This window comes from Rhizobium sp. BK176 (assembly GCF_024808055.1).
Genome location: NZ_JANUBV010000012.1, coordinates 185,246 through 205,705, shown reverse-complemented (window position 1 = coordinate 205,705; position 20,460 = coordinate 185,246). Strand labels below are relative to the sequence as shown.

The window sequence follows — 20,460 nt, the reverse complement described above, 5'->3', positions numbered from 1 at the left end:
AATGTCGTGTTCGATCTCCTGGCCGGTGTCATTGGTTTCGGTGCGGATGAAGGAGCTGGCAAAGACGACGGTGGTGCCGGTCTCGCCCTTGCGGACGGCGGCACCAAATTCCAGCGCCTGGCGAAATGTCATCCAGGTCGGAGAGGCAAAGCCGCGAGCAATCGCCTCGGACCAGAGGAGCAGGACGTTGATGCCAGAATAGGGCTCGCCGTTGTGGCGCAGTGGCCGGGTGATCCGGTCGGCGGCATTGGTTGTGGTCCAGGGCTGGATCCAGGGTCGCACGCCCTGTTCGAGCTCGGCGATGATCTTGTCGGTGATGCGGCTGTATAGATCGGATCGTTGGTGAATGGGCTGCCTGCTCATGTTGGAACCTCCGTTTGAAGTCGCGACCATCGCGACCTGCTACGGCGGTCCGACAGCCGGGCTCGCAAGCGCTGATCCGCACCCGAAGGGCCGAAACGAAGGTGGAGGACGGCAAAGCTGTTGCGGGACTGCGCGGGCCTGGCAGGACCAACAGCCGGGGCAGGACGCGAGGCGCGACTGGCAGCCGAGACAATCATATGACCGCTGGGCCAGGAACAAAATCAGGCATCGTAGCGCGTGATCCGGCTCCGAAGAGGGGGCGATGACTATGCTGGTAAAGGCCCGGTGGTAGGATCGACACTGTCGTTCTGGATCTTCGTCAGGGCCATTGGCTCTTGACGGCATTTCTTCGGCATCGTTTACATTCGCGGAATGAGAATGCGTTCAGCTTTGGCTGGAAAGGCCCCGCTTGCCGGCCGGTCCTGTTATTTCTCCTTGACGAAGATGTGCGCCTCGACTGCAGCCGCAATAAAAGCCCTGCGGGCCTCAGCGGGAGGCCGCTTCCCGTCAATCACTTCGACGCAGATCTTCTTGGCTTCACGCAGCTGCTTGCCAGTCTGGACGGGCCAGCCTGCGCCGCGCAATACGGCAATGGCATCGCTTGCGCTCTCGATCGTTCGGTAGTTGCCTGTTTGCGGTGAAACGAAGGAAATAGGCTTCGCCCACTTTTTAATGTCTGGCATTCTGACCTCCCCGGCAATCGCAAGCGCTACCGGGGCTTCGAATTGCTTCCCGGGCGGCTAGAAATCAGAACCGTCTTCGGTGCGGTTTGTTCCGGTTCGGCGCGTCGAGGACAATTGCAAAGACGTAAATGCCAAATGGATGGCGAACGAGCAGACACTCGCTCGGTCTAAAGAGTTCGAATGTCTTACGCGACACCGCTCCGGCCCTCAGTTCAATACAGTACCTCGATCTCAGGGCCGAATTTCGGCCGCAGCCGGACGGTTCTTCGAGTGTCTCCCGCTTGGAACATGCGCGACCGCTGGCCGTTAGCGCGGTTCAGGAGGAGAAGCATCATGACCAACACCGAACACGAAGCGCGCCCCCGCATTAGCAAGACGCCACGAACGGGGACACGATCTTCCGGCAAGAGGGAAGAAAGACAGAAGGTATACCGGCAGCAATCGGGAAACTCGGACTCTTCCGCAACCGCTGAGCGGAAAGCATGAACAACGGTCGCCGGCGCTCCCGAAAGTCTGCCCCTGGGCTCTTTCAATAACGCGGTCCACGCTAGCGCGGTGAGAGGTCAATGTCGCAAGCGTCCGTTCCTTATTGTCGTGCACGAGCCTGGAATACCCTCGCTATCCGCGACGAGTCTGGCAGCGAGCCTTCGTTTTAGTGGTGGGGCTTCCATCCCGTTAATCCCATTGCACGCGCGGGATTTCGACACCCGCGCATTTGTGCACGGTTGAAACCGTGGCGTTGAAGGTAATTTTCAGACAGGGAATGGTTCCTTACCGTGCCCGCGTGAGGTCGACGAAACCAGTTCGATCGCTAGCAACCTCGATTGTTGGCGAATAGTAAGGCGGAAATGTTCAAGCGCCTGTGAGCTGAACTACAACATTTTCCAGAATTTGGACTTGGCCGTGAACGCTCTTTATTCTCGCTCCCATCCGAACACACTTCGTCCACCGAACTGGGCAGACATGCCCATTTCCTCCGCGATGATCTCGCTGAATTGGGGACCCGAGGCGTGACGTTCGAGTTTCCGGGCCTGAGCGTCGAGACGCCTCAAGGCCGCGAGTTCCTCATCTCGTCCAAGTCTTCCCTTGGAGACTGCCGATTTCAATACGCGTATGGTTTCGTCATAGACCTTCACAGGCACCGGAAAGGGATGCCGGTCCTTGCCACCGTGGGCGAGTGAAAACCGTGCCGGATCGGAAAACCGGTAGGGTGCGCCGTGGACCACTTCGGCGACCATCGCAAGTGCTCTTACGGTCCGTGGCCCTACGCCCGGTGTCAGCAGCAACTCCTGATAGTCCGCCGGACCGCGATCAGCGGCGGCTGCCAGATTTGCATGGAGTCGCTTCATGTTCACATCGTTCTCGCGGACGTCGTGATGAGACGGCATGATAAGATGTGGCAGCTCTGGTTGTTCCACCTTGGAAGGAGAAGGAGCGACAACCACTGTCGCAGCGTGGACTTCCCGCGCAATCTGATCCGGCCCAAGCGTGGATAACAGATAGAGCTGGTCACGTCTTGATTTTTCCGCCTTACGGTCAGCGAGATTAATAATGTTTCCCTGGACGCGCCCCTCTATCGCGCAATGCGGAGAATTGAGGAAGCTTTCGAGCCCCTCTGACAGCCAATGATAACGCCTGGCTTGGCGCCGCTCCTGGTTCATCCCCTGCTGCACCACCACCCAATGACCGTCATCGGTCACTATGAACCCGTGCAGGTAAAGATCAAAGCCATCCTGAACGGCTGCGCTGTCGACCTTTGCAACAAGCCGACTGACGTTTGCCAGGGCTGCGCCGTCGAGCCCTGTACGACTGCCGATATCGATGAGCTCCTGGGGTGTCTTGCGCGACTGCGCACCCCGTCCACCACACACATGCAGACCTAACTCGCCCGAGATTGGCCTCAAGCCACGCTTCATTGCACCCAGCACGCTGGTTGTTATGCCGGACGAGTGCCAGTCCATTCCCATCACAGCACCAAACGATTGGAACCAGAACGGATGCGACATGCGGCGAAGAAACTCATCGCGGCCATAGTGATGGACAACTGCCTCGGCGATCAATGCGCCAAGCTTGGCCATGCGGTCACTCAGCCAGTGAGGAACGCGCCCGCCATGGAGTGGAAGGTCAGCACTGCCCGATCGCTTAGACATTTTTCTGTTGAGGCCTATTCCTGGTCGAGGAGGGTGGCGTCTTGCGCCGTGAATGAATGTCTCTACCTTTTTTCATAGTGATGCTGAGCTCAAGGTACAAGGCTGAAAAGACGATGGGGTCATGCGTCAGCCGGCGAAAAATTTCCGCTATTGAGGACGCCACGCAACAGCACTGACGCAAGTGATGCTTAACCGGAGGCTTTAACGAGGCGCTATTGCGTGTCGGCAGATCGCCCCGGAACATGCGCGCAACCATCGTCGCATTCACTGCCGACGCCTAACCGGCGGCCAGTGCGGACGCGCTTGCTCGGCAATGTCTTTCCCAGCCTTTCCAAGCGCCTGATCGTCATCGGGACAAACCACGTCGAGCCTCGTAGCCAGCGATCGTGCGTCGGCGGGCGCACGAACCTTAACGTCATTGTCGAAGTAGACGTACACATCGCGGCCCGCCTTCGACCGCGGCAAGCGAGACGTCAGCCGCTCGACATTGTCGGGTTCCCCGCCATGCGCCCAAGCATGAATGCGACCGGCCCATGTTTCAAGGGCGTCGTCATCATATCCACTGACGTAAAGCTCGTCCGAACCATGAAGGCGGCAGTAAATGAAATCCGCGGTAACGTCCACAACAGAGGCCATTCGCGCGAGTCTGCGCAAACGAGGGCAACTCCATGCTTTCTCAAGAGTTCGATAAATCGCTCGCTCCGAAAGCTGTCGTGACGGATCTCCACCGCATGGCGCAATGGCTGCCTGTCTTCGCATTCAATCCAACATCGACTACGGAGCCTTTCGTCATGTCGCTTCGCGAGAGCGGCCGCATCTTCCGTATTCTTCGGCAGGATACGCAGAAAGTGATCGAAGAGGTTTTCATCGAATTTAAAGCTCGGCGGAAATTGCCACAGGATCGGTCCGAGCTTCGACCCAAGGCGCAACGGACCAGACGCTACAAAGTTGGCAAGGGGTGTTTCGATGTTCTTGAGCCGCAGCATGTGCGTGATGTAGCGGGAGCCCTTGATTGAGAAAACAAAATTCTCCGGCGTGGTATCTCTCCAATGCTGGAACGCCTCCGGCTTTTGCAATCCGTAGAAAGTCCCATTGACCTCGATTGTTTGAAATCGCCGCGATGCGTAGGCCAGCTCCTGACTTTGTGGCAGCTTATCTGGGTAAAATGTGCCCCGCCAAGGCTTGTAGGTCCAGCCCGAGATGCCGATACGAATTCTTCCAGTTCGTCCCATGTCGGACAAACCTGGAAGTCGTGCAACTTGTTCCGTGAGCCAGCATTTGAGAGTAACGGCGCCTGATCCGCGCTGCCGAAACCTCGTCATCGACTACGAGCTTCATTTCGCCCGGTGATCGCGCCGAAGAGGCGAAAGGTGTTGAAGGTTAGCGTCGTCTCGGTTGAAAGGGCTTTCCCGACGAGCCTTGGGCCCATTACCTCGTTTTGTTAGCAAACGGGTCGACGCAACAGAAAGGCGGAGGGCCGTCGGGGTGCGGTCATCGTGTATTCGAGCACGAGCACGCACAATCCCTCGTGGTTGACGGAGTAACCATCATGGTCGCGCGCGCGCCTCGATCTTGCTGGATTGTCCGAATATGTCCGACGATACCAGCAATCACGGGCAGCAGGACCGCTGAAGGTTTTCAGGGGATGAGCATCGAGGTGGCATACTTCGCCAAAAAGCACCGCATCAGCAAGGAGCAGGCAGAAACGATAATAGCTGAGTACGGGCCAGTCGGAAGGCGATGCGGCTCGCGACGAGGAGCTGGGAACCGGACCGCAATTCTCGGACGAAACACCTTCCGCGGGCGCGGCGCTAAAATTCGCCGATTAACCGCCGATATTCTTCTTCGGGCTTTCCATAGGAATCACCTGCGAACTCTTCCATGCCTCTTCGATCGCGAATGGTTATTCGCCCGCGTTCCGAACGGACAAGCTTCATTCCCTCCAGCACATGCAGCGCGGTCGTCACGCTTGGGCGCCGGACACCCAGCATTAGCGATATAAAGTCATGTGTGAGCCCGATCTCGTCCCCGTCCACCCGATCGTGTGACATGAGCAACCAACGTGCAAGTCGGGCATCAATCTGATAGTTAACGTTCGACAGGGCAGTGTAGGAGATCTGAGACGCGAAAGTTTGAATGAATCGTGCGAGAAGGTTGGCGAACGTCGGATTTTCGGAGATGGCCACAAGTGCCGAATCAAGGGGCATCCTGTACCCGTCCCCTTCGACCTGCATAAGAACTTCATGCACAGAAATTGTGCCTCCAACACCCGCCGATGTTGGTGAAAATCCTTCTCGACCTAACATTCCAGCCTCCGCCCGGTGTTTGCCAGCCGAAACCGTGATGACCGAACCGATGCCGCTGGTCAGGAAATATACGTAGTCTATTGGCCTGTCGGCTTTCACAATGACAAAACCGTGCCTAAGCTGGATTTTCTCCATCCTGCTCACGATCTTTTGGTATTCTTCCCCAGGCAGGCGAGCCAGAAGACGATTTTGCATGGTCGATTGATCAGGAACAGACATGGAACTCTTCAAGCATCGGAAAATAGCCGCCCACGGTGAGCCGCCAGCGCGTGTCTGCTGTATAACATCTTGTTGTTGCCCATGTTTTTCGGTACGCTGGCGAACAGTTGCTCGGCTAAGACCGCCCTGAAAGCCGTCAGCCCTGGTGATCACCACCGGCCGTCTATCCAGCAGAGGAATGCCAGTCGAGCTCTGAGCTCCTAACACGCATCATTCAGGAGATGATCCTATCTGATTGGTTATGCCACCACAGGCGGCCACTCGTCAGGCGGACACAGCATCGGTGTGCTTTTCGCCCAGGAAGCGGAGCTGCTCACTTCCTGACACGGTTGAGAATCAACAGCGGACTCTGGAGGTTAGTTTCTGTACGGCGACGCGCGATTGCGTCATGCAAGGACCTCGCAATAGACTTGGCCGCAAACGGCAAGCGACTTCTTCATTGCAGCTACGCGCGCTTCCGCGTCTTGGTGGGAGTAAGCCCAGATATCCGCAGCCCAAAGAGTTCCGTCCAGCCGGTATTCGACAGCGAACTTGAACAAACACACCCCCTGCCCATCGCGCCGGACGAATGCTTCTTCTGGCTGTGGGTCAGCAAAGATGTCGGGGCGAATAACCGTCACGACGAGCTCCCGTTGATGATTTGGTCGGCATACCAACCGATAAGGCGGGTCAACTGTTCCAAGAAAAATACACAATCGCGGCGTCCGGGCGCTTCGATGCAGCGCTTAGCAGATGCGGCCGAGCAGGCGACCGATGTCGGCCCCCTGGCCGAATGTGCGCCCGCTCGCGCAAAGCTTAAAAGAGGACATGGAAGTAACGCGGCGAGTAATAGATCACGGGCGCGATTTTTGGTCTTCGGAGCCGCATTTGACTGGTTGAGTAGTTCCCTCGTACGACGAGTGATACTTTTCATCCTTTGTCTTTCAGGATACCTTCATATTAGAATGCTATCAGGTGCTGCCGCCCTTTCCGTCGTGCACGGTTAAACGGCCATTCATCAAGGGCCTTTCTGTGAGAGCGTGTCCCGAGTTGCGAGCGTTAGAGATGGATCTGAAGGCCGTTGACCTGTTTAGACATGGCTATGCTACGTTCATGATGCGTAGACCAAGCTTCCGGCGACACTCTGCCAAAGCCCCTAGGTTGCGAGATCTGTTCGAGCTCTACGCCGAGGCTATCTTGGCGCGCGACCGGCTACTTCTCGACAATGCTGCTCCAGGCCTCGTTGAGGCGAAGAGTGAAGCCTGCGTCGGGTTGGAGCACGAGATCAGCTTTTTCCTGGAACATACGGCAGGATCCCACCTCAGTCGCGCCAATCAAGACGGTTGGTTGCCTTAAGCATGATTGTGGCTCCTTGAGATCATAGCGCGAAGCTGACGTGAACCCGAGGCTAAAGGGACCGACAGCAGCGACAATAGGTGTCGATACGGTCGCCGTAGGGCACGGCACAATGTGAGCGATGAGGCGGACGGCCCAATTGGCCGTATAATACTGGTTTTCCTATCTTTCTTGGACAAATGCCGCAATTTTCAGTTGGGCTGCCAGAGCATTTGATGCGGAACCTTCTCGGTGACAACTATATATAATTGGCTGAAGAATAAGGGGGAGGAGAGGGAACGCGATGGATTTGAGGTCGACGGGGTCGTCTTTGACCAACAGGCGGAAATACTGCGTGCGCAGGCTCAGGCCGAAGGATACGACGTCGGTGATCACGAGGCTCTCTGCAATAGCGATATCGCGGCCCATTTGCGAGACCGGCGGGAGGCAATCGCGTTTGCGTCGGCAGCCGGAAACATACTGCCCGATGATGTCTGACCGAGCAGGGTAGTCGCGAAGGTAGGCCCGAACCGTCGAACCGCATGCGGTGCCCGCCACCGCGGAGGAACGATCATCTGGAATCATTGGCCGTCAACAGGGTCGTTGCAATAGCCCCGCTGTAATGGCAACGTCACGGTAAGGCACCAGTGCCTCAGGAACGACAACGTGACCTATCGCCAACTGCGGAATAACGATCCGGAACTGGAACACGAATCCAGGACCGGTCTCCCATTTATGGTGATAGCAGCGCTGGGTGTCGTCTATGGGGATATCGGCACAAGTCCGCTCTATGCCTTTCGAGAAGCGCTGCATGCGACGGGCAGAGTTGGTGAAAGCCGACCAGACGTTCTTGGGGTTCTATCGCTCATTGTCTGGGCGCTTACGGTCGTTGTCACCCTCAAATATGTCTGCTTTGTGCTTAGGGCAGACAACCGCGGTGAAGGCGGCACGTTGTCGCTAATGAGCTTGGCCCGTGAGAGCTTTGCAGACCGCCCCAAATGGGTTCTGGTCCTAGGCGTCGCGGGGGCTTCCCTTTTCCTCGGCGATGCCATTATCACGCCGGCGATATCCGTCCTTTCGGCGGTTGAAGGCATACAGGTTGTCGCCCCTGCCCTATCCGATTGGGTCGTACCTATCACTCTCACGATTATTGCCGCCCTGTTCTTTGTCCAGCGCTTTGGCACGGGCGGTGTCGCGTCGGTTTTCGGACCAATTACCGCGCTTTGGTTCGTCGTGCTTGGCATCAGCGGAGCAGTCCATATTTTGGACGATCCGACAGTGCTAAGCGCGGTCAACCCGGCTCACGCTGTCCGATACATAGAGCACAACCTTTCGTCGACAGTTGCTGTGCTGGGTGCTGTATTCCTTGCTGTGACCGGCGCAGAGGCTCTTTATGTGGATCTTGGTCACTTTGGACGGCGGCCCATCGTTGTCGCCTGGTTTGTGCTCGTGTTCCCAAGCTTGCTACTTAACTATTTCGGACAAGGCGCATTCGTTCTTGCTCATCCAGAAATGGCTTCTCATCCTTTCTTCTCCATGCATCCGGAGTGGGCAAGATTGCCGATCGTTTGCCTCGCAACGGCTGCTACCGTCATCGCTAGCCAAGCAGTAATTTCCGGGGCGTATTCGCTGGTCCGCCAGGCAATGCACCTTAACCTGCTTCCGCGCCTTGAGATCCGGCATACCTCCGAGACCCATTTAGGGCAGATCTTTATGCCACAGGTTAACAGCCTCCTGTTTGTCTTCGTAGCTGCTCTCGTAATCTTCTTTCAGAGCTCGAGCGGATTATCCGCGGCTTATGGCATAGCCGTCACTGGTGAGATGTTGATAACATCGTTGCTGCTCTTCGTGGTGATGCGACGCTCCTGGAACTGGACCATCGCAACGACGCTTGCTGTCATCGTCCCCCTGATGGTGATCGACACCGGATTTCTTTTCGCGAATGTGGTGAAGTTTGCTGACGGCGGATGGGTCCCGGTTGCTGTGGCATCGACAATGGCACTCCTCATGCAGACCTGGACCGCCGGTCGGCGGATCTTGGCAAACCGGACCAAAGCCGACGAAATCCCCCTTGCCTCCATCATTGACAGTCTTCACCGCAGGAAACCGCCGACGGTGCCCGGAACAGCAGTTTTTTTGACGAGTGACATCGAAGGCGCTCCGACCGCATTGCTGCATAGTCTGAAGCACTACAAGGTCATCCATGAGCACAACGTAATTTTGAGCGTGGTGACGGCTGCCAAGCCCTTTGTTGCTGATGATGACAAGATTTCCCTTGAAAGCTTCAATCCGCTCTTCAGCAGGCTGATCATCACATTTGGCTATATGGAGACACCAAATATACCGAGCGCCCTCGTTCTGGCACGCAAGCTCGGATTGACGTTCGATATAATGTCCACGTCATTTTTCCTTTCCCGCCGAACAATCCTCCCTTCGAAGAAAGGCGGCATGCCACTGTGGCAGGATAGGCTGTTTATCGCACTTTCCAGAAACGCGGGCAACGCAACGGATTACTTCAGCTTGCCGACAGGCCGTGTGGTCGAGCTTGGTCTTCAGACGGTCATCTGACTCCGCTTCTTAGAGCCTTCAATTGCAGGGTGGTTAAAGACGCTGGAACAGAGGCTGCGGAGGTGCCATTTCACGGATTTCGCGCACATGGCCTAAGGCGCAGGTGGACAGCTTCGCCCTGGTGGGAGCGCGAGTGTTTGTTGTCGCATGGCGCCGCACCAGCCCGGCCCTGTGCACTCGTCCTCGGCTCCCAGTGCAATTCAGAACCTGATCGAAACTCGTAAGACCGGTGTGCCATGACGGCGGCAACGCGTTTGCGGGCGATGCGCTTTTCAAGGCCTTGCGAGGGATATTCTCATCAACGGCGCCGACAGCTCGTGACAGCACACACGAACCCAGGTCACTGTTCCAATGACAGCCAACCGGTCGCGAACCGGTTGAAGTGATACCACACAGACCGTATCAGCGCCGCGCCGGTCACGGTCAGATGCTGTCAGGTTTTGCGCCAACCCTCAACTCGGCAAGGATTGGCTGGACCAGGTCAAAAGTATCCTAGCGCGGTTTGGGTTCGGTAGCGCCGTTCCCGGCTTTGAAGGCATCAACCTCCTCCAGAATCCGATCTTTGACCACATCGTGTGCCTCGGCGGCCACCGAAACAGCTTGCTCGTAGACACCCGACGCAATATCCATGCCTTGTTCGGCCATGTTCGCCGCCTCGTCGGCAATCTTGGTCTTGGCGAGGTCTGCGGTATCGCCTAGCATTTCATCCTCCATCTCGCTATGCGGAAGCGCCGCACCGATCGCGGCTCCGACGGCGAAAGCCAAGGCTCCACCAACGAGAGGTTGGTCTCTGAAATGGGTGAGAATAGCATCATTTAGCTTAGTGGTCTGCTCCTGGATGCTTGCCCCGGCCGAGGCCGATCGATCGGACAACGACGACATCGCTTGCGATGCTTTTGATCCTACGCTGCTCGTTGCATCCTTGACCTGGGCCCAGGTTTTTGCGGTCCAACCGGATGCTGCATCGAACATGGCGCCCGTTTCATCGGCAATCTGTTCGATCTGCTTTCCGCCTGCGTCGACAAATCCGCGATACGTCTTTCCCGCCTCGTCAATGAAATGACCGGCGCGTGCACCAGCCTCATCCGTCAACGCTTTCAAGCGCTTCCCGGTGTTGTCTGTGAAATAGCTATATCTGCTGCCGAATTCGATTTCAGGAGGCCCCAAACGGCGGATCGCACCATCGGCCGAGTAGAGTGGGTACTCAGGATCGGATGCTGTTGTCAATTGCGCATCGCCATTCTGTTTTGCCATCAGCCAAGCAAGACTGATCCCCATCAGAGCGACCGGCATCGGGTTCATTTTTAGCGCCCGACCAAGATTGCTTACATATTCGGCGCCACCGCTTTGTTTTGCATAGTTCAGAACTTCATCTATCAGTTCGCCGGGCGACATCTTTTCCTGGATAGCGTCGATCCGATTTTCGATCCGCTTCCGATCCACTTCGATTTCCCGTTGCAAATCCAGAGAGGTTTTTTCGGCTGAGTTGCTCATTAAAATTTCTCCTTTACAGCACCGACATCACGGCGAAGCGACGTTGCCGTCCGGTCAAGCCGAAGATTGCTTCCGCGCAAAGCCGAGAGACCCTTGGCGACCATGGCCCAGGCGATACCCGCTATAACCACTCCGATGATCAAAGCTGCCAAGGCATTCGCGCTCGCCGGGGAGATACCTTGTGTAACGAGAAACGCCGCAAGTCCTGCCACCGCGGCCGTCAACAGCACGCCCACCGCACCGATTGCCAGGACCAGTCCAAATATCAGAACTTCAACGCCTGTGAGTGCCTGCGAGAATTTTTCGGATGCTTCCGTTTTCGCGAGGTCGATTTCCTTGCGCAACAGACTCGTCACGTCAGTGACAAGACCACCCACCAGTTCCGACAGCGATAAGTTATCGGGTACTTTAGACATCTGTGTTACCCTCGCTCTTGTAATCCGTCTTTCGAGACTGGTTAGTCACAGAACCGGGCGAACGTTTTGCAGAAGCGGTGAGAAAACGGCTTGCGGCCAGACCAGCAAGGGCCGCCACGCTCAGGAATGCCACCGGTTGCCTGCGACCGAAATCTTCCGCGGCCGTTGCCAGTTCGCCAAGATCCCGGTTTTCTATCTGCCGGGCAACGGCCTGCACGCTCCGTCCAATTTGGCTGGCATAGCGTCCGGTTTCAGGCTGATCCGAATTTTCAAGTTCCGAACCCACTTTTTGGAGTGCAGTTGCGATGCCGCCGACTTGGCGGGCGAGAAAATTTTTCTGGCTGGCGGCTGCGTCCTTTGCTTTTTCAACTGCGGTATCAGCGCCCGCTTTCAGGCTGTCTTGGACCGAACTCAGATCGTCGGCCACCTTTTCTTTCAGGTCACTGGCTTTCGCCATCGCGTCGGGTGTCGTTGAGGTGCCGGACGTCGTTGACCTTTCCTCCTGCTGCGCCGTCAGGGCCGGCGCGAAGGGGGCATCCCCTCTCGGGAATTCGTTGGACATCTAAATCTCCCATGCTTGCGGTAGAGAACGTCCAACCCTGACAGCAAAGCTTTGTTCCACTTTGCGTGACAGGCTGTTCGATCAGGCGAAATTTGCACCGGATGAATAGAGCCATTGGCTCCCGACGCGATCTGTTGATTGGGTAGGCGCTGCAGCTTGGCGCCAACCGGCCCGTCAGAAAGTGGGGTCCACCATGATCGCCTGGTCGATTTGCTCGTAGTCGCATTGACGTGGCTTCTTGTCAGGCCGCCACCTGACCAGCGTCGTCCCATGGCGAAAACGACGACCTGTTACGTGATCGAACCGGACCTCAACGACAAGGTCCGGCTTCAGCGGCTCCCACTCACCGGTTCGCTCAGTACTCCACCGGCTGGGACCTCCGGGCTTCTTGCCAGTGAATCCGGGAGGCTCGCGAAGTGCCTCCAACTTTTCAGTGAGCTCCGCTCGTTCGCGGTCTCTGATGCTCGACGTGAAGCCAACATGATCAAGCTTACCCTCCTTGTTGTATAGACCAAGCAGAAGCGAGCCGACTTTATCCGAGCGACTCCCGTACCGAAATCCGCCGATCACGCAATCGGCAGTTCGCAATCGTTTCACCTTGATCATGGCGCGCTCGCCAGTTTCATAGGCTCCATCAAGACGTTTGCAAACGACCCCGTCGAAACCATCAGCTCCCGCTTTAGAGAGCCACTCTTCGGCAGTCTGTGCAGATTTGGTATAGGGCGAGAGCGCCAGCCGATTCTTTAATACGAAGGGTCCTAGTAAATCCTCGAGGAGCTCTCGTCGTCGTTCGAAAGGTTCCTTGAGCTGAGAACGCCCATTGTTATCTGCAAGAATATCGAAAAGAACAAGTTTGGCCGGGTGAGTGGTCGACAGCTTTCGTATCCGCCTTTCAGCAGGATGGAGGCGCATTTGCAGCGTTTCAAACGATAGATGTCCACCAGCTTCAATTACAAGCTCGCCGTCGACCACAAACCGTGTAACGGGCAGGTCCTTCAGCAGCGACAGCATTTCGGGGAAATATCGCCCCAGAGGTTTTCCGGACTTCGCCCGAAGGTCAACAACTGATCCTTCCTTGAAAGCGAGGCACCGAAATCCATCCCATTTCGGCTCGAACTGCCACCCCTTCTGGTCTGGGAGGCTGTTGACCAGCTTCGCTTCCATTGGTTCGATATCGAGGGGCAGCGCGTAGGAACGGTTCTTTGCGGCATTGGTCATGGCTTTTTGCCCTAATCCAGGTGCAAACCTGATGGCAGACTGCTTAGGAATTGATCCGCTGTGATAAGACGAAGCTGCACGGAAAAGCGGTCGCCGAGGAGTTCCAGAGACGCGTCGTGCGTATCATCGGCGCCACTACAAACAGCATCCTTCAATAGGACGACGCGGTAACCGAGATCGATTGCGCCGAGAGCCGCGGCAAGCACGCAAACATCAGTTTCTCCACCGGTCAGAACGACGGTATCGACACCCTCTTTCACGAGAATGGAATGCAGCTCGCCGCTGACCCATGGTGAGTAGGTCATCTTGTCAAAGATGCGCGCCGGTGGCGTCAGGGCGCGCAAGGCCGGAACGAGATCAATAAGAGCCGTGTCAAGATTGTCTCGGGTCATCATCCCCCATTTTTCGTAATAGGCACGCCACATCCCAGTCATGTCTTCAGCCTTCCGCGGCGGAACAAAACGGGTGAATATCGTAGCCTCCGGATGGCGCTCCGCGAGTGCGACAACCTGTGGCGAAACCTCTTTCATCCACGCCACGTGCCAGGGCGTGTCCTCCGCAAACAGCCTCTGCATGTCGATACAAAGATGCACCCAGTTTGACATTTTTCGCCTTTCAAATTCGATTGGCCGGCACGGTTCTTTTCTGCAAAACATGATGTCCAGGTGCAACCAACCCCTCTCCAGTTATGTGCTCCATCCCTGGCTTCGGTAGAGCTCAGTCCCATGGCGGACGGGTACGGTCAAACGTTCCGGCCGCCGTCGATGATGCCGAGCGCTACTCACTTATTCTCGGACGCCAGTTCGCCCGGGCTGAACGGCGTCGTTGCCTTCTGCGAGGGAACTGCATCCGAGCCGGTATCCTCTGGATCGTCAGATGGGACTATGCCACCTGCTTGGTCAGACGACCTTGCTTTCGGTAAGCCCTCGGTCTTGGTAATCTCCTTTTCAGCGACGAGCCAGTGTCGCTCGGCCTGTCCATCGGGACGGCCCTCGGCCTCCCATTTTCTGTAGGCCTCGGCCCGAATCCTGTCCTCGGCCATAGCAAGCGCTCCTAGGCTCTGGGTAACGTTTACTAACCTCGGGCTTTCAACAGAGTTCCAGCGGGAAATTTGATTATCGCGGAGACTGTCACTCCAGAAGGAAGTCTGTGATTGCTGAGGCCAAAGCCTCCGGGTTTTCTTCAGCGACGTGATGCCCACTGTCGATACCGAAACCTTCGACATCGCGGGCCCAGCAGTTCCAAATTGCAGCCGGATTTCCGTAGATCTTCTGGAGATCATCTCGGAGAGACCAAAGACACAACATCTTGCATTTAACCTGTCGCCCAGCGTCACGATCTTCCCGATCATGCAGATGGTCAATTCGTGTGCTGGCTCGATAATCCTCGATCATCCCATGAACTACGGCAGGGTCGTGAATGGCCCTCAACACGTCATCGTAAGCTTCCTGCCCCATCAGCTCTGCCGACAGATTGTTGTACCAGGCGTCGGGATCAGAGGAGATTGCCCGTTCGGGTTTTTCGGGTTGGGCAAAGAAGAACCAGTGGTACCAATCTCTGGCGAATTTCCAGTCGGCGCGCTCCAGATGCTCGATCACAGGCAATCCATCGATGGTGATTAGCCGCCGGACCGATTGGGGATAGTCCATCGCCAACCGAAATGCCGTGAGGCTTCCACGATCATGACCCACAACGTTGAAACTAACAAAACCGAGGTTCTCCATAAGTTCCTTGAGAACGGCAGCCTTTGCTCGTTTCGAAGATTTTTCGCTGTTGCAACTGTCGGCTGGAATGAAGGACCCGCCAAACCCCGGAAGATCCGGGCAAATAACCGTAAAGTGGTCTGCCAGCGCGTCAGCAACCTTCCCCCAGGTCATATGAGTTCGCGGGTGTCCATGAAGGAGCATCGTCGCTGGCCCTTTACCGCCAATCCGAAGACGAATTTGGCCTTCGGTCGTCGCAGCAATCTTCAATTCAAAATTGTCAAACATGAACGTCTCCGGCGGTGAGTGTGACGCGAGGCGTGTTGCGCAGGGGAACCGCAAACTCGATGATAGCCAGCCGGCTTGATAGAAGCAGCGGCCACCTCATGACTTGCTACAGACGATCATCCTAGGTGTGCGTGGCCACCCCGCGCCCGGTAATGGCGCCGACTGAATATCGTTCCGAGCGCAAGAGCCGTCGCGGCAGCTGCCGTGACCTTCAGCCAGGATCGCGATGCTTCCTTGGTGACTTCCCCCGTTGATCCTCTCATGATGGCCAGTTGAGTCCGCAAATCCCCCACCTCTTTGCGAAGCCAAGCAACTTCCCTGAGAGCGTCTTCAAGTTCCAGCAAGTTTTCGTCGTCATCGGGCGGTTCACGCTGGCCTTCTTCGATCTCTTCGAAATACTGCTCGAGCGCGGCCTTTGCGCCTGATCCCTTGGTACGAGTATCAACCATAATCGCTCCTCCTCGCAGGGACTTGGGATAGCGTTTCCCTCATCCTCTCTCTTACCGACGTAACGCAAAGACATGCCAGTCCGTTCGGTCGCCGCAGACACATTCCATCTGCGTGGGACAAGGACAACAGCGCAATGGAACTCAACGCCTTTCGTCTCGTTCCTGATTTTCTCGGAGGTTCGAAGTTGCCATGGTTTCCAAATTTGAATTGCTCGCACGCGCAGGATACGTGGCTCGGGGTATCGTTTTTGTTCTCGTTGCAGGTCTTGCGCTCTTTTCGAGTTTTGGTAGCCGGCCAGAGACCAGATCCGCGCTCGATACTCTTCTCTCGCAGCCCCTCGGACGAGTATGGCTCACATTGATTGGTATGGGGCTGCTGGGTTTTGTGGCCTGGCGGCTGGCCCAGTCTGTAGCGAATGCAGACAATCACGAAAACGACGCGAAAGGTCTTGCAATCCGAGCGACCCTTTTCGCGAGCGCGGTGATTTATATAGGACTTGCGGCCTATGCTTTCTCGCGGGCCTTGAATCTTGACTACGGCGGCCACGGCAGTGGAGAGAAGGGACTGGCGGCCTGGGCTCTGGCGCAACCTTTCGGGATCTATCTGGCCGGCGCGATCGGGCTCGCTTTCCTGCTCGGCGGCGGGATTACAGTCCACAAGGGGTTGTCCCGTCACTTCGAACGCTATCTTTCCGTATCAGGTCGCAGGCCGCTGCTTTTGTTATGTATTTATGGGCTGGTATCTCGCGGAATCATCTTTCTGATCATCGGGGTACTGTTTTGCTACGCAGCTCTTACGGTTGATCCCGATAAGGCAGGGAGCATGGCAGATGCGCTGAACTGGATCCGTCGTCTACCTTTTGGCGCGATCATCTATTTGGCCGTCGCTCTCGGCTTGGCATCCTTCGGCCTCTACAACTTCGTAGAGGCGCGCTACCGCATTATTCGCTCCCCTGATGTGGGTGCTATACGATCAAAGCTGCCAGCAGGACTATGAAAAGCATAACTGAGGCGGCTCGACAATCCGGGGCTTCTTTTAAAAAGGGAACATTCGTGAGTGATGCATGTTCGTAAGCATCATATGCGGATGAGGCAGAATGTTCCGAGACGACAGCTTTTTCCCCGGTCCTGGAGCGGGCCTGCCAAAGACATCAAGGCCCGGTCGATGCAAGCGAGAAGGTTTGGTTTCTTTGCTCGTCGCCATGTTCGCAACATCACTGCTCGGCTATATTCTCATCGTGGTACTCGCAATCGCGCGTATGTGATTAACCCGGGGTGGCCGCGTGAACGCCTGATCTTGCAAAAATATGCCGCGATAGAAAAAGACGTACCGGCCTGTCGAAAAGCCGCAAGGCCACATCGCTGGCAATGATCACCGTCACCACGACGAGCGGCACCTCAACAATCGGCTCCTTAACGCCTGTGGCGGCTTGCAGAGTGCCGTTGACCCAACAAAAGAGCGGATAGTGCAAGGCGTAGATGGGATAGGATAAATCGCCAAGGTACCTTGCGACCCCTTCCTGCGTTTTATTCAACGTTACATACGCCCCGGCCCACACCAACGCAGGTGCGAGAACGAATTTCCAGAACAGCTTCAATGTAAACGTGGCTTCCACGGGCACGTAGAACACCAGCAGCATGAGTGCGGTCAGGCACCAGAATAGACTTCCGACCAGCCGCGTCCGCCTGCGTGTGATCATCCGGTCGAGATGAAAGATCAGCACCCCAAGCGCGAATGACGAACCAACATGCGCAAACCCGAGCCAAAACGTCTCTGTGGTATCGCCTCCGATACCGAAGACGATCACGCAGATGGCCGATACGACGAAGGTAAGGACTGCGATGGCGATCTGTGGACCGAAGCGGACAGCCCACCACGCGACATTGGCCACGACCTCCAGGAATAGAGAAAATTGTGGGCCGTTGAGCGGAAACAACTGGGGGCCGCCGATGTTGAAAGGGGCATGGAAGTAGGGAATGTTGAGGGCACCGGTGAAGAGGGCGATGGCCACCGTCGAAAGGACAATATCGTTGGTTTGCCAGACGGCCCTTAGCAGAACGTACGAACAGCTTATGATGGTTGCGAGCATGATCAAAGGCATGAGCCTGACCGCACGCATGACGAAGAAGTCCCAGAGGTTCATCTTATGAACCCTCTCGGAATAGGCAACTGCAAGAACAAACCCGCTCAAGGTGAAAAACATGTCGACCGCGAGATTTCCGTTCGCGGCAAGCCCCGGGACATTGAGCCACCGTTCGAGGTGAAAGAGCAGCACTGATATTGCCGCGATACCTCGCACGCCATCGAGTGCTACGTAGTGGGAAGCCGACCTCTGACTACTCGCCATGCGCAAAGCCCCTCCTCTACCGCCATTACTACTGGCCGGATACGTCAGCAACGTTCGTTCCACATCCCAAAGCAAAACGCCAGATCGCGCGCGAGCGAACGCCACCTCAATCTGCCGTCCTGTGCACCTCGATAACAGCCCGACGAGACGAGGCGCATGAATTCGGCAAAAGCCAGGTGGCCGGCCAGCTCGTAGATATTTCCGCGGGCCTCGACCTGCCTTAATGCGGACGCGTAAACCTTCAGCGCAGCCTGCCGCCGGAAGCCGGGAAAGCGAGTTTCTGCAGTAGCGGGCATTCCCTCGACGCAGGCCAACATCCCTCGTGTCGCATCGATGTAACCCTTGTTCTTCAATCGAATATCGCCGTCGACCTGCTTGCGACCGCTCTTGCCAAACAGATTGGAGGAATGCTGCCTGTAATAAACCAGTGGCTCGGCAATCTCCGCTGTTTTTCCAAGAGTCTGTGCGAGAAAGAATCCCCATCGATCATGGGCAATGAGATGGTTTGGTTCGATATAGTCAACAAATCGTCTGCTTGACGGAAGGATATCCAGCACGTCGCGCCGGACGATCATCGAGAAACCCAGAAAGGTGTCCCACACGTCGTAAAAGAGCGGTGGCCTGATGCGGGTTGTCTCTATGCCCTGACTGAAGAGGCCAATCTTCGTCCCAGCATTGTCGATGAGTTCAGCCTGGTGGACAACCTGGGTGACACCATCTTCGAAAAGTCTCTGACACACCTCAAGTTTGTCCCGGCGCCAAATGTCATCCTGGTCGCAAAAGGCAATCCAGTCACCCGACGCCTTCGATGCTGCACGAAGGAAGTTCTCCCGAAACCCCAGGCCGGGTGTGTTCTTCCAGCGTAGGATGGGAAATGGCGCCGATTTTTCGAATGCTGCAAGCAGTTCGGGTGTCGTATCAGTGGAATCGTCGTCACTTATGATGATTTCGAACGGCCTCACCGTCTGTGCCGTCAGGCTCTCCAGTTGCTGCGAAAGATAGCGTTCCCCGTTGTACGTTGCCAAAACGACGGATATTCTGTGGTTCACAACAGGCTTCCTTTGCACGCACCTGAATTGAATTCCAACCTTTCAGCCTCGTTCGCGCGGGAGATCGGCTGAATGCAATGACTTCTATCCTATGCCACGGCGTTTAGATTTGAGCTGTGCCTTCCTGCATGGGAGATCCCATCGGCACTCCCCCTGCACATCAATCGGCCAAAGTATCGATGTGTCATCGTCAAGTTCCTACGGAGACTGCGTTCTTGAGCCGCGACCTTAATCGCCATAACCGCGACGGATCCAATCGAAACGAGGCGAGCTGCCGTCTTCCGACGTCTGGAAGTACAAACAGGCCGAGTGCGAAAACAAGAGATATGCATGTTCTCAAGATTGAACCATGCTCTCGACGGACGGCCGATACATAGGACGTCAGAAGAGGAAAAGACGGCCTCTTGCCGGAAGCAACGGTGCTGAGGATCATCATCTCCCTGACATAGGCATAGTCTTGGCGGAGGCGTATCTTCCCCTTAAGGCCGCGCTCGTCGATGAGTTGCGATAGATGGCGGAGCCGAGCCAGAAATCGGTCCATATAGCCATTCAGTCGTTCGCTGGTCAGCGTCGAAAAAGATGACAGATTGGCGTTGTGAATTCGGTATTTTCCGAGCGGTAGATCCAGAGATACCACCTTTCCGACGAAAGGCGCCAACAAGTAGGGTACGCCGTCGATCGCTCTTTCGTAGCTCAGATCGCCCAGATTTTCATAGATATCACGGCGATAAATATTCCCGGAGGTTGGCGGAGTATTGTAATAGCCTCGCTGGTTTATCGAATGAATGAGCGGTCCAGATTCCTTGGAATGTGCGAGTTTTGGGAATGGATCTCCAATAACCTTCCCCTCCTTGTCGATTGGGCTTAGCATGAATTGCACCTTCGATACGTCAGGCTGAAGGTAAGGTGCGACCTGCTGGAGGGCTCCGAATTCGAGGAGATCGTCGGCATCGAGAAAATGGACAAAATCGCCGTTGGAAAGGCTAAATCCGGTTAGCGAACTGCGTAGCGCACCACGGTTTTTCTGACGCACGCACGTTACATGGTCGCGGTACTCCTGGATGATGTCCCAGGAGCGGTCGCTCGAGCCGTCATCAACGACAATGATCTCAAGATTTGGATAATCCTGCTGCATTGCACTCTCGATGCATTCCCTTATGTACAATTCATAATTAAAACAAGTAATTATTATGCTGATGAGAGGAATGTTCGGTGGCATCAGATCGCTCCGTATGCAACGCATCTTGTTGCGTCGCAATATACACTCTCAATTGAAATGTTCCACCGTTAAATTGTACAATTCGATACGCGCAATGCGAGAGCTGAGGAT

At 55.9% G+C, this 20,460-nt stretch carries 19 protein-coding genes and 1 pseudogene; 3 read left to right on the top strand and 17 right to left on the bottom strand.

Annotation, left to right across the window (positions count from 1 at the left end; translation table 11 throughout):
* The 6 genes and pseudogenes from FHT76_RS28515 to FHT76_RS28490 all read right to left on the bottom strand — a co-directional run.
* Nucleotides 1-363 (bottom strand): ArdC-like ssDNA-binding domain-containing protein (locus tag FHT76_RS28515; RefSeq protein ID WP_259186133.1); only part of this gene is annotated, 363 nt, incomplete at its 3' end.
* Nucleotides 364-788: 425 nt separating this feature from the next.
* The gene (locus tag FHT76_RS28510; RefSeq protein WP_183756734.1) at nt 789-1,046 is read right to left on the bottom strand and encodes a DUF982 domain-containing protein; all 258 of its coding nucleotides are present in this window, start codon (nt 1,044-1,046) and stop codon (nt 789-791) included.
* A gap of 914 nt (nt 1,047-1,960) precedes the next feature.
* A complete protein-coding gene (locus FHT76_RS28505) occupies nt 1,961-3,196 on the bottom strand; it encodes a DUF763 domain-containing protein (RefSeq protein WP_259186132.1) in 1,236 nt (411 codons plus the stop codon).
* Nucleotides 3,197-3,460: 264 nt separating this feature from the next.
* Nucleotides 3,461-4,428: pseudogene (locus FHT76_RS28500) on the bottom strand (DUF72 domain-containing protein).
* A 579-nt stretch (nt 4,429-5,007) separates the two neighbouring features.
* The gene (locus FHT76_RS28495) at nt 5,008-5,721 is read right to left on the bottom strand and encodes a Crp/Fnr family transcriptional regulator (RefSeq protein ID WP_183756760.1); all 714 of its coding nucleotides are present in this window, start codon (nt 5,719-5,721) and stop codon (nt 5,008-5,010) included.
* A gap of 386 nt (nt 5,722-6,107) precedes the next feature.
* Nucleotides 6,108-6,341 (bottom strand): hypothetical protein, encoded by a 234-nt coding sequence (locus FHT76_RS28490; protein ID WP_183864311.1) that lies wholly within the window; start codon nt 6,339-6,341, stop codon nt 6,108-6,110.
* A gap of 946 nt (nt 6,342-7,287) precedes the next feature.
* On the opposite strand from FHT76_RS28490, the gene FHT76_RS28485 reads away from it, so the two are divergent.
* On the top strand, nt 7,288-7,533 hold the full coding sequence (locus FHT76_RS28485; protein WP_259186131.1) for a hypothetical protein: 246 nt from the start codon (nt 7,288-7,290) through the stop codon (nt 7,531-7,533).
* Nucleotides 7,534-7,770: 237 nt separating this feature from the next.
* Nucleotides 7,771-9,603, top strand: a complete 1,833-nt coding sequence (locus FHT76_RS28480; RefSeq protein ID WP_246719996.1) for a potassium transporter Kup — start codon at nt 7,771-7,773, stop codon at nt 9,601-9,603.
* A 492-nt stretch (nt 9,604-10,095) separates the two neighbouring features.
* On the opposite strand, the gene FHT76_RS28475 is transcribed toward FHT76_RS28480, so the two are convergent.
* The 8 genes from FHT76_RS28475 to FHT76_RS28440 form a co-directional block, all read right to left on the bottom strand.
* On the bottom strand, nt 10,096-11,097 hold the full coding sequence (locus FHT76_RS28475; RefSeq protein ID WP_183756730.1) for a DUF3618 domain-containing protein: 1,002 nt from the start codon (nt 11,095-11,097) through the stop codon (nt 10,096-10,098).
* A complete protein-coding gene (locus FHT76_RS28470) occupies nt 11,097-11,513 on the bottom strand; it encodes a phage holin family protein (RefSeq protein ID WP_183756729.1) in 417 nt (138 codons plus the stop codon). The genes FHT76_RS28475 and FHT76_RS28470 overlap by 1 nt, the downstream gene beginning before the upstream one ends.
* Entirely contained in the window at nt 11,506-12,075 is a 570-nt protein-coding gene (locus FHT76_RS28465; protein ID WP_405049521.1) for a nutrient deprivation-induced protein, read from the bottom strand. Before FHT76_RS28465 ends, FHT76_RS28470 begins: the two co-directional genes overlap by 8 nt.
* Nucleotides 12,076-12,249: 174 nt before the next feature.
* The gene (locus FHT76_RS28460) at nt 12,250-13,293 is read right to left on the bottom strand and encodes an ATP-dependent DNA ligase (RefSeq protein ID WP_183756728.1); all 1,044 of its coding nucleotides are present in this window, start codon (nt 13,291-13,293) and stop codon (nt 12,250-12,252) included.
* An 11-nt stretch (nt 13,294-13,304) separates the two neighbouring features.
* Complete coding sequence (locus FHT76_RS28455) at nt 13,305-13,898, bottom strand: cysteine hydrolase family protein (RefSeq protein WP_183864307.1); 594 nt, start codon at nt 13,896-13,898, stop codon at nt 13,305-13,307.
* 176 nt (nt 13,899-14,074) lie between these two features.
* Nucleotides 14,075-14,335 (bottom strand): DUF2934 domain-containing protein, encoded by a 261-nt coding sequence (locus tag FHT76_RS28450; RefSeq protein WP_183864306.1) that lies wholly within the window; start codon nt 14,333-14,335, stop codon nt 14,075-14,077.
* A gap of 88 nt (nt 14,336-14,423) precedes the next feature.
* Nucleotides 14,424-15,284, bottom strand: coding sequence for an alpha/beta fold hydrolase (locus tag FHT76_RS28445; RefSeq protein ID WP_259186125.1), 861 nt, complete (start codon nt 15,282-15,284; stop codon nt 14,424-14,426).
* 116 nt (nt 15,285-15,400) lie between these two features.
* Complete coding sequence (locus FHT76_RS28440; RefSeq protein WP_183864304.1) at nt 15,401-15,733, bottom strand: hypothetical protein; 333 nt, start codon at nt 15,731-15,733, stop codon at nt 15,401-15,403.
* A gap of 190 nt (nt 15,734-15,923) precedes the next feature.
* On the opposite strand from FHT76_RS28440, the gene FHT76_RS28435 reads away from it, so the two are divergent.
* The gene (locus tag FHT76_RS28435) at nt 15,924-16,730 is read left to right on the top strand and encodes a DUF1206 domain-containing protein (RefSeq protein ID WP_183864303.1); all 807 of its coding nucleotides are present in this window, start codon (nt 15,924-15,926) and stop codon (nt 16,728-16,730) included.
* Nucleotides 16,731-16,998: 268 nt separating this feature from the next.
* Here FHT76_RS28435 and FHT76_RS28430 read toward each other — a convergent pair whose 3' ends face one another.
* The 3 genes from FHT76_RS28430 to FHT76_RS28420 form a co-directional block, all read right to left on the bottom strand.
* Nucleotides 16,999-18,081, bottom strand: coding sequence for an acyltransferase (locus tag FHT76_RS28430; RefSeq protein ID WP_183864323.1), 1,083 nt, complete (start codon nt 18,079-18,081; stop codon nt 16,999-17,001).
* A gap of 44 nt (nt 18,082-18,125) precedes the next feature.
* Entirely contained in the window at nt 18,126-19,130 is a 1,005-nt protein-coding gene (locus tag FHT76_RS28425; RefSeq protein WP_259130051.1) for a glycosyltransferase, read from the bottom strand.
* Nucleotides 19,131-19,320: 190 nt separating this feature from the next.
* The gene (locus FHT76_RS28420) at nt 19,321-20,349 is read right to left on the bottom strand and encodes a glycosyltransferase (protein WP_183864301.1); all 1,029 of its coding nucleotides are present in this window, start codon (nt 20,347-20,349) and stop codon (nt 19,321-19,323) included.
* Between the last annotated feature and the right edge of the window lie 111 nt (nt 20,350-20,460).

Coding starts and splice junctions, on each gene's coding strand:
- FHT76_RS28465 (WP_405049521.1), bottom strand. CDS start 12,075: ATGTCCAACGAATTCCCGAGAGGGGATGCCCCCTTCGCGCCGGCCCTG.
- FHT76_RS28435 (WP_183864303.1), top strand. CDS start 15,924: ATGGTTTCCAAATTTGAATTGCTCGCACGCGCAGGATACGTGGCTCGG.
- FHT76_RS28510 (WP_183756734.1), bottom strand. CDS start 1,046: ATGCCAGACATTAAAAAGTGGGCGAAGCCTATTTCCTTCGTTTCACCG.
- FHT76_RS28475 (WP_183756730.1), bottom strand. CDS start 11,097: ATGAGCAACTCAGCCGAAAAAACCTCTCTGGATTTGCAACGGGAAATC.
- FHT76_RS28450 (WP_183864306.1), bottom strand. CDS start 14,335: ATGGCCGAGGACAGGATTCGGGCCGAGGCCTACAGAAAATGGGAGGCC.
- FHT76_RS28445 (WP_259186125.1), bottom strand. CDS start 15,284: ATGTTTGACAATTTTGAATTGAAGATTGCTGCGACGACCGAAGGCCAA.
- FHT76_RS28455 (WP_183864307.1), bottom strand. CDS start 13,898: ATGTCAAACTGGGTGCATCTTTGTATCGACATGCAGAGGCTGTTTGCG.
- FHT76_RS28420 (WP_183864301.1), bottom strand. CDS start 20,349: ATGCCACCGAACATTCCTCTCATCAGCATAATAATTACTTGTTTTAAT.
- FHT76_RS28460 (WP_183756728.1), bottom strand. CDS start 13,293: ATGACCAATGCCGCAAAGAACCGTTCCTACGCGCTGCCCCTCGATATC.
- FHT76_RS28495 (WP_183756760.1), bottom strand. CDS start 5,721: ATGTCTGTTCCTGATCAATCGACCATGCAAAATCGTCTTCTGGCTCGC.
- FHT76_RS28470 (WP_183756729.1), bottom strand. CDS start 11,513: ATGTCTAAAGTACCCGATAACTTATCGCTGTCGGAACTGGTGGGTGGT.
- FHT76_RS28505 (WP_259186132.1), bottom strand. CDS start 3,196: ATGTCTAAGCGATCGGGCAGTGCTGACCTTCCACTCCATGGCGGGCGC.
- FHT76_RS28430 (WP_183864323.1), bottom strand. CDS start 18,081: ATGGCGAGTAGTCAGAGGTCGGCTTCCCACTACGTAGCACTCGATGGC.
- FHT76_RS28440 (WP_183864304.1), bottom strand. CDS start 15,733: ATGGTTGATACTCGTACCAAGGGATCAGGCGCAAAGGCCGCGCTCGAG.
- FHT76_RS28480 (WP_246719996.1), top strand. CDS start 7,771: ATGGTGATAGCAGCGCTGGGTGTCGTCTATGGGGATATCGGCACAAGT.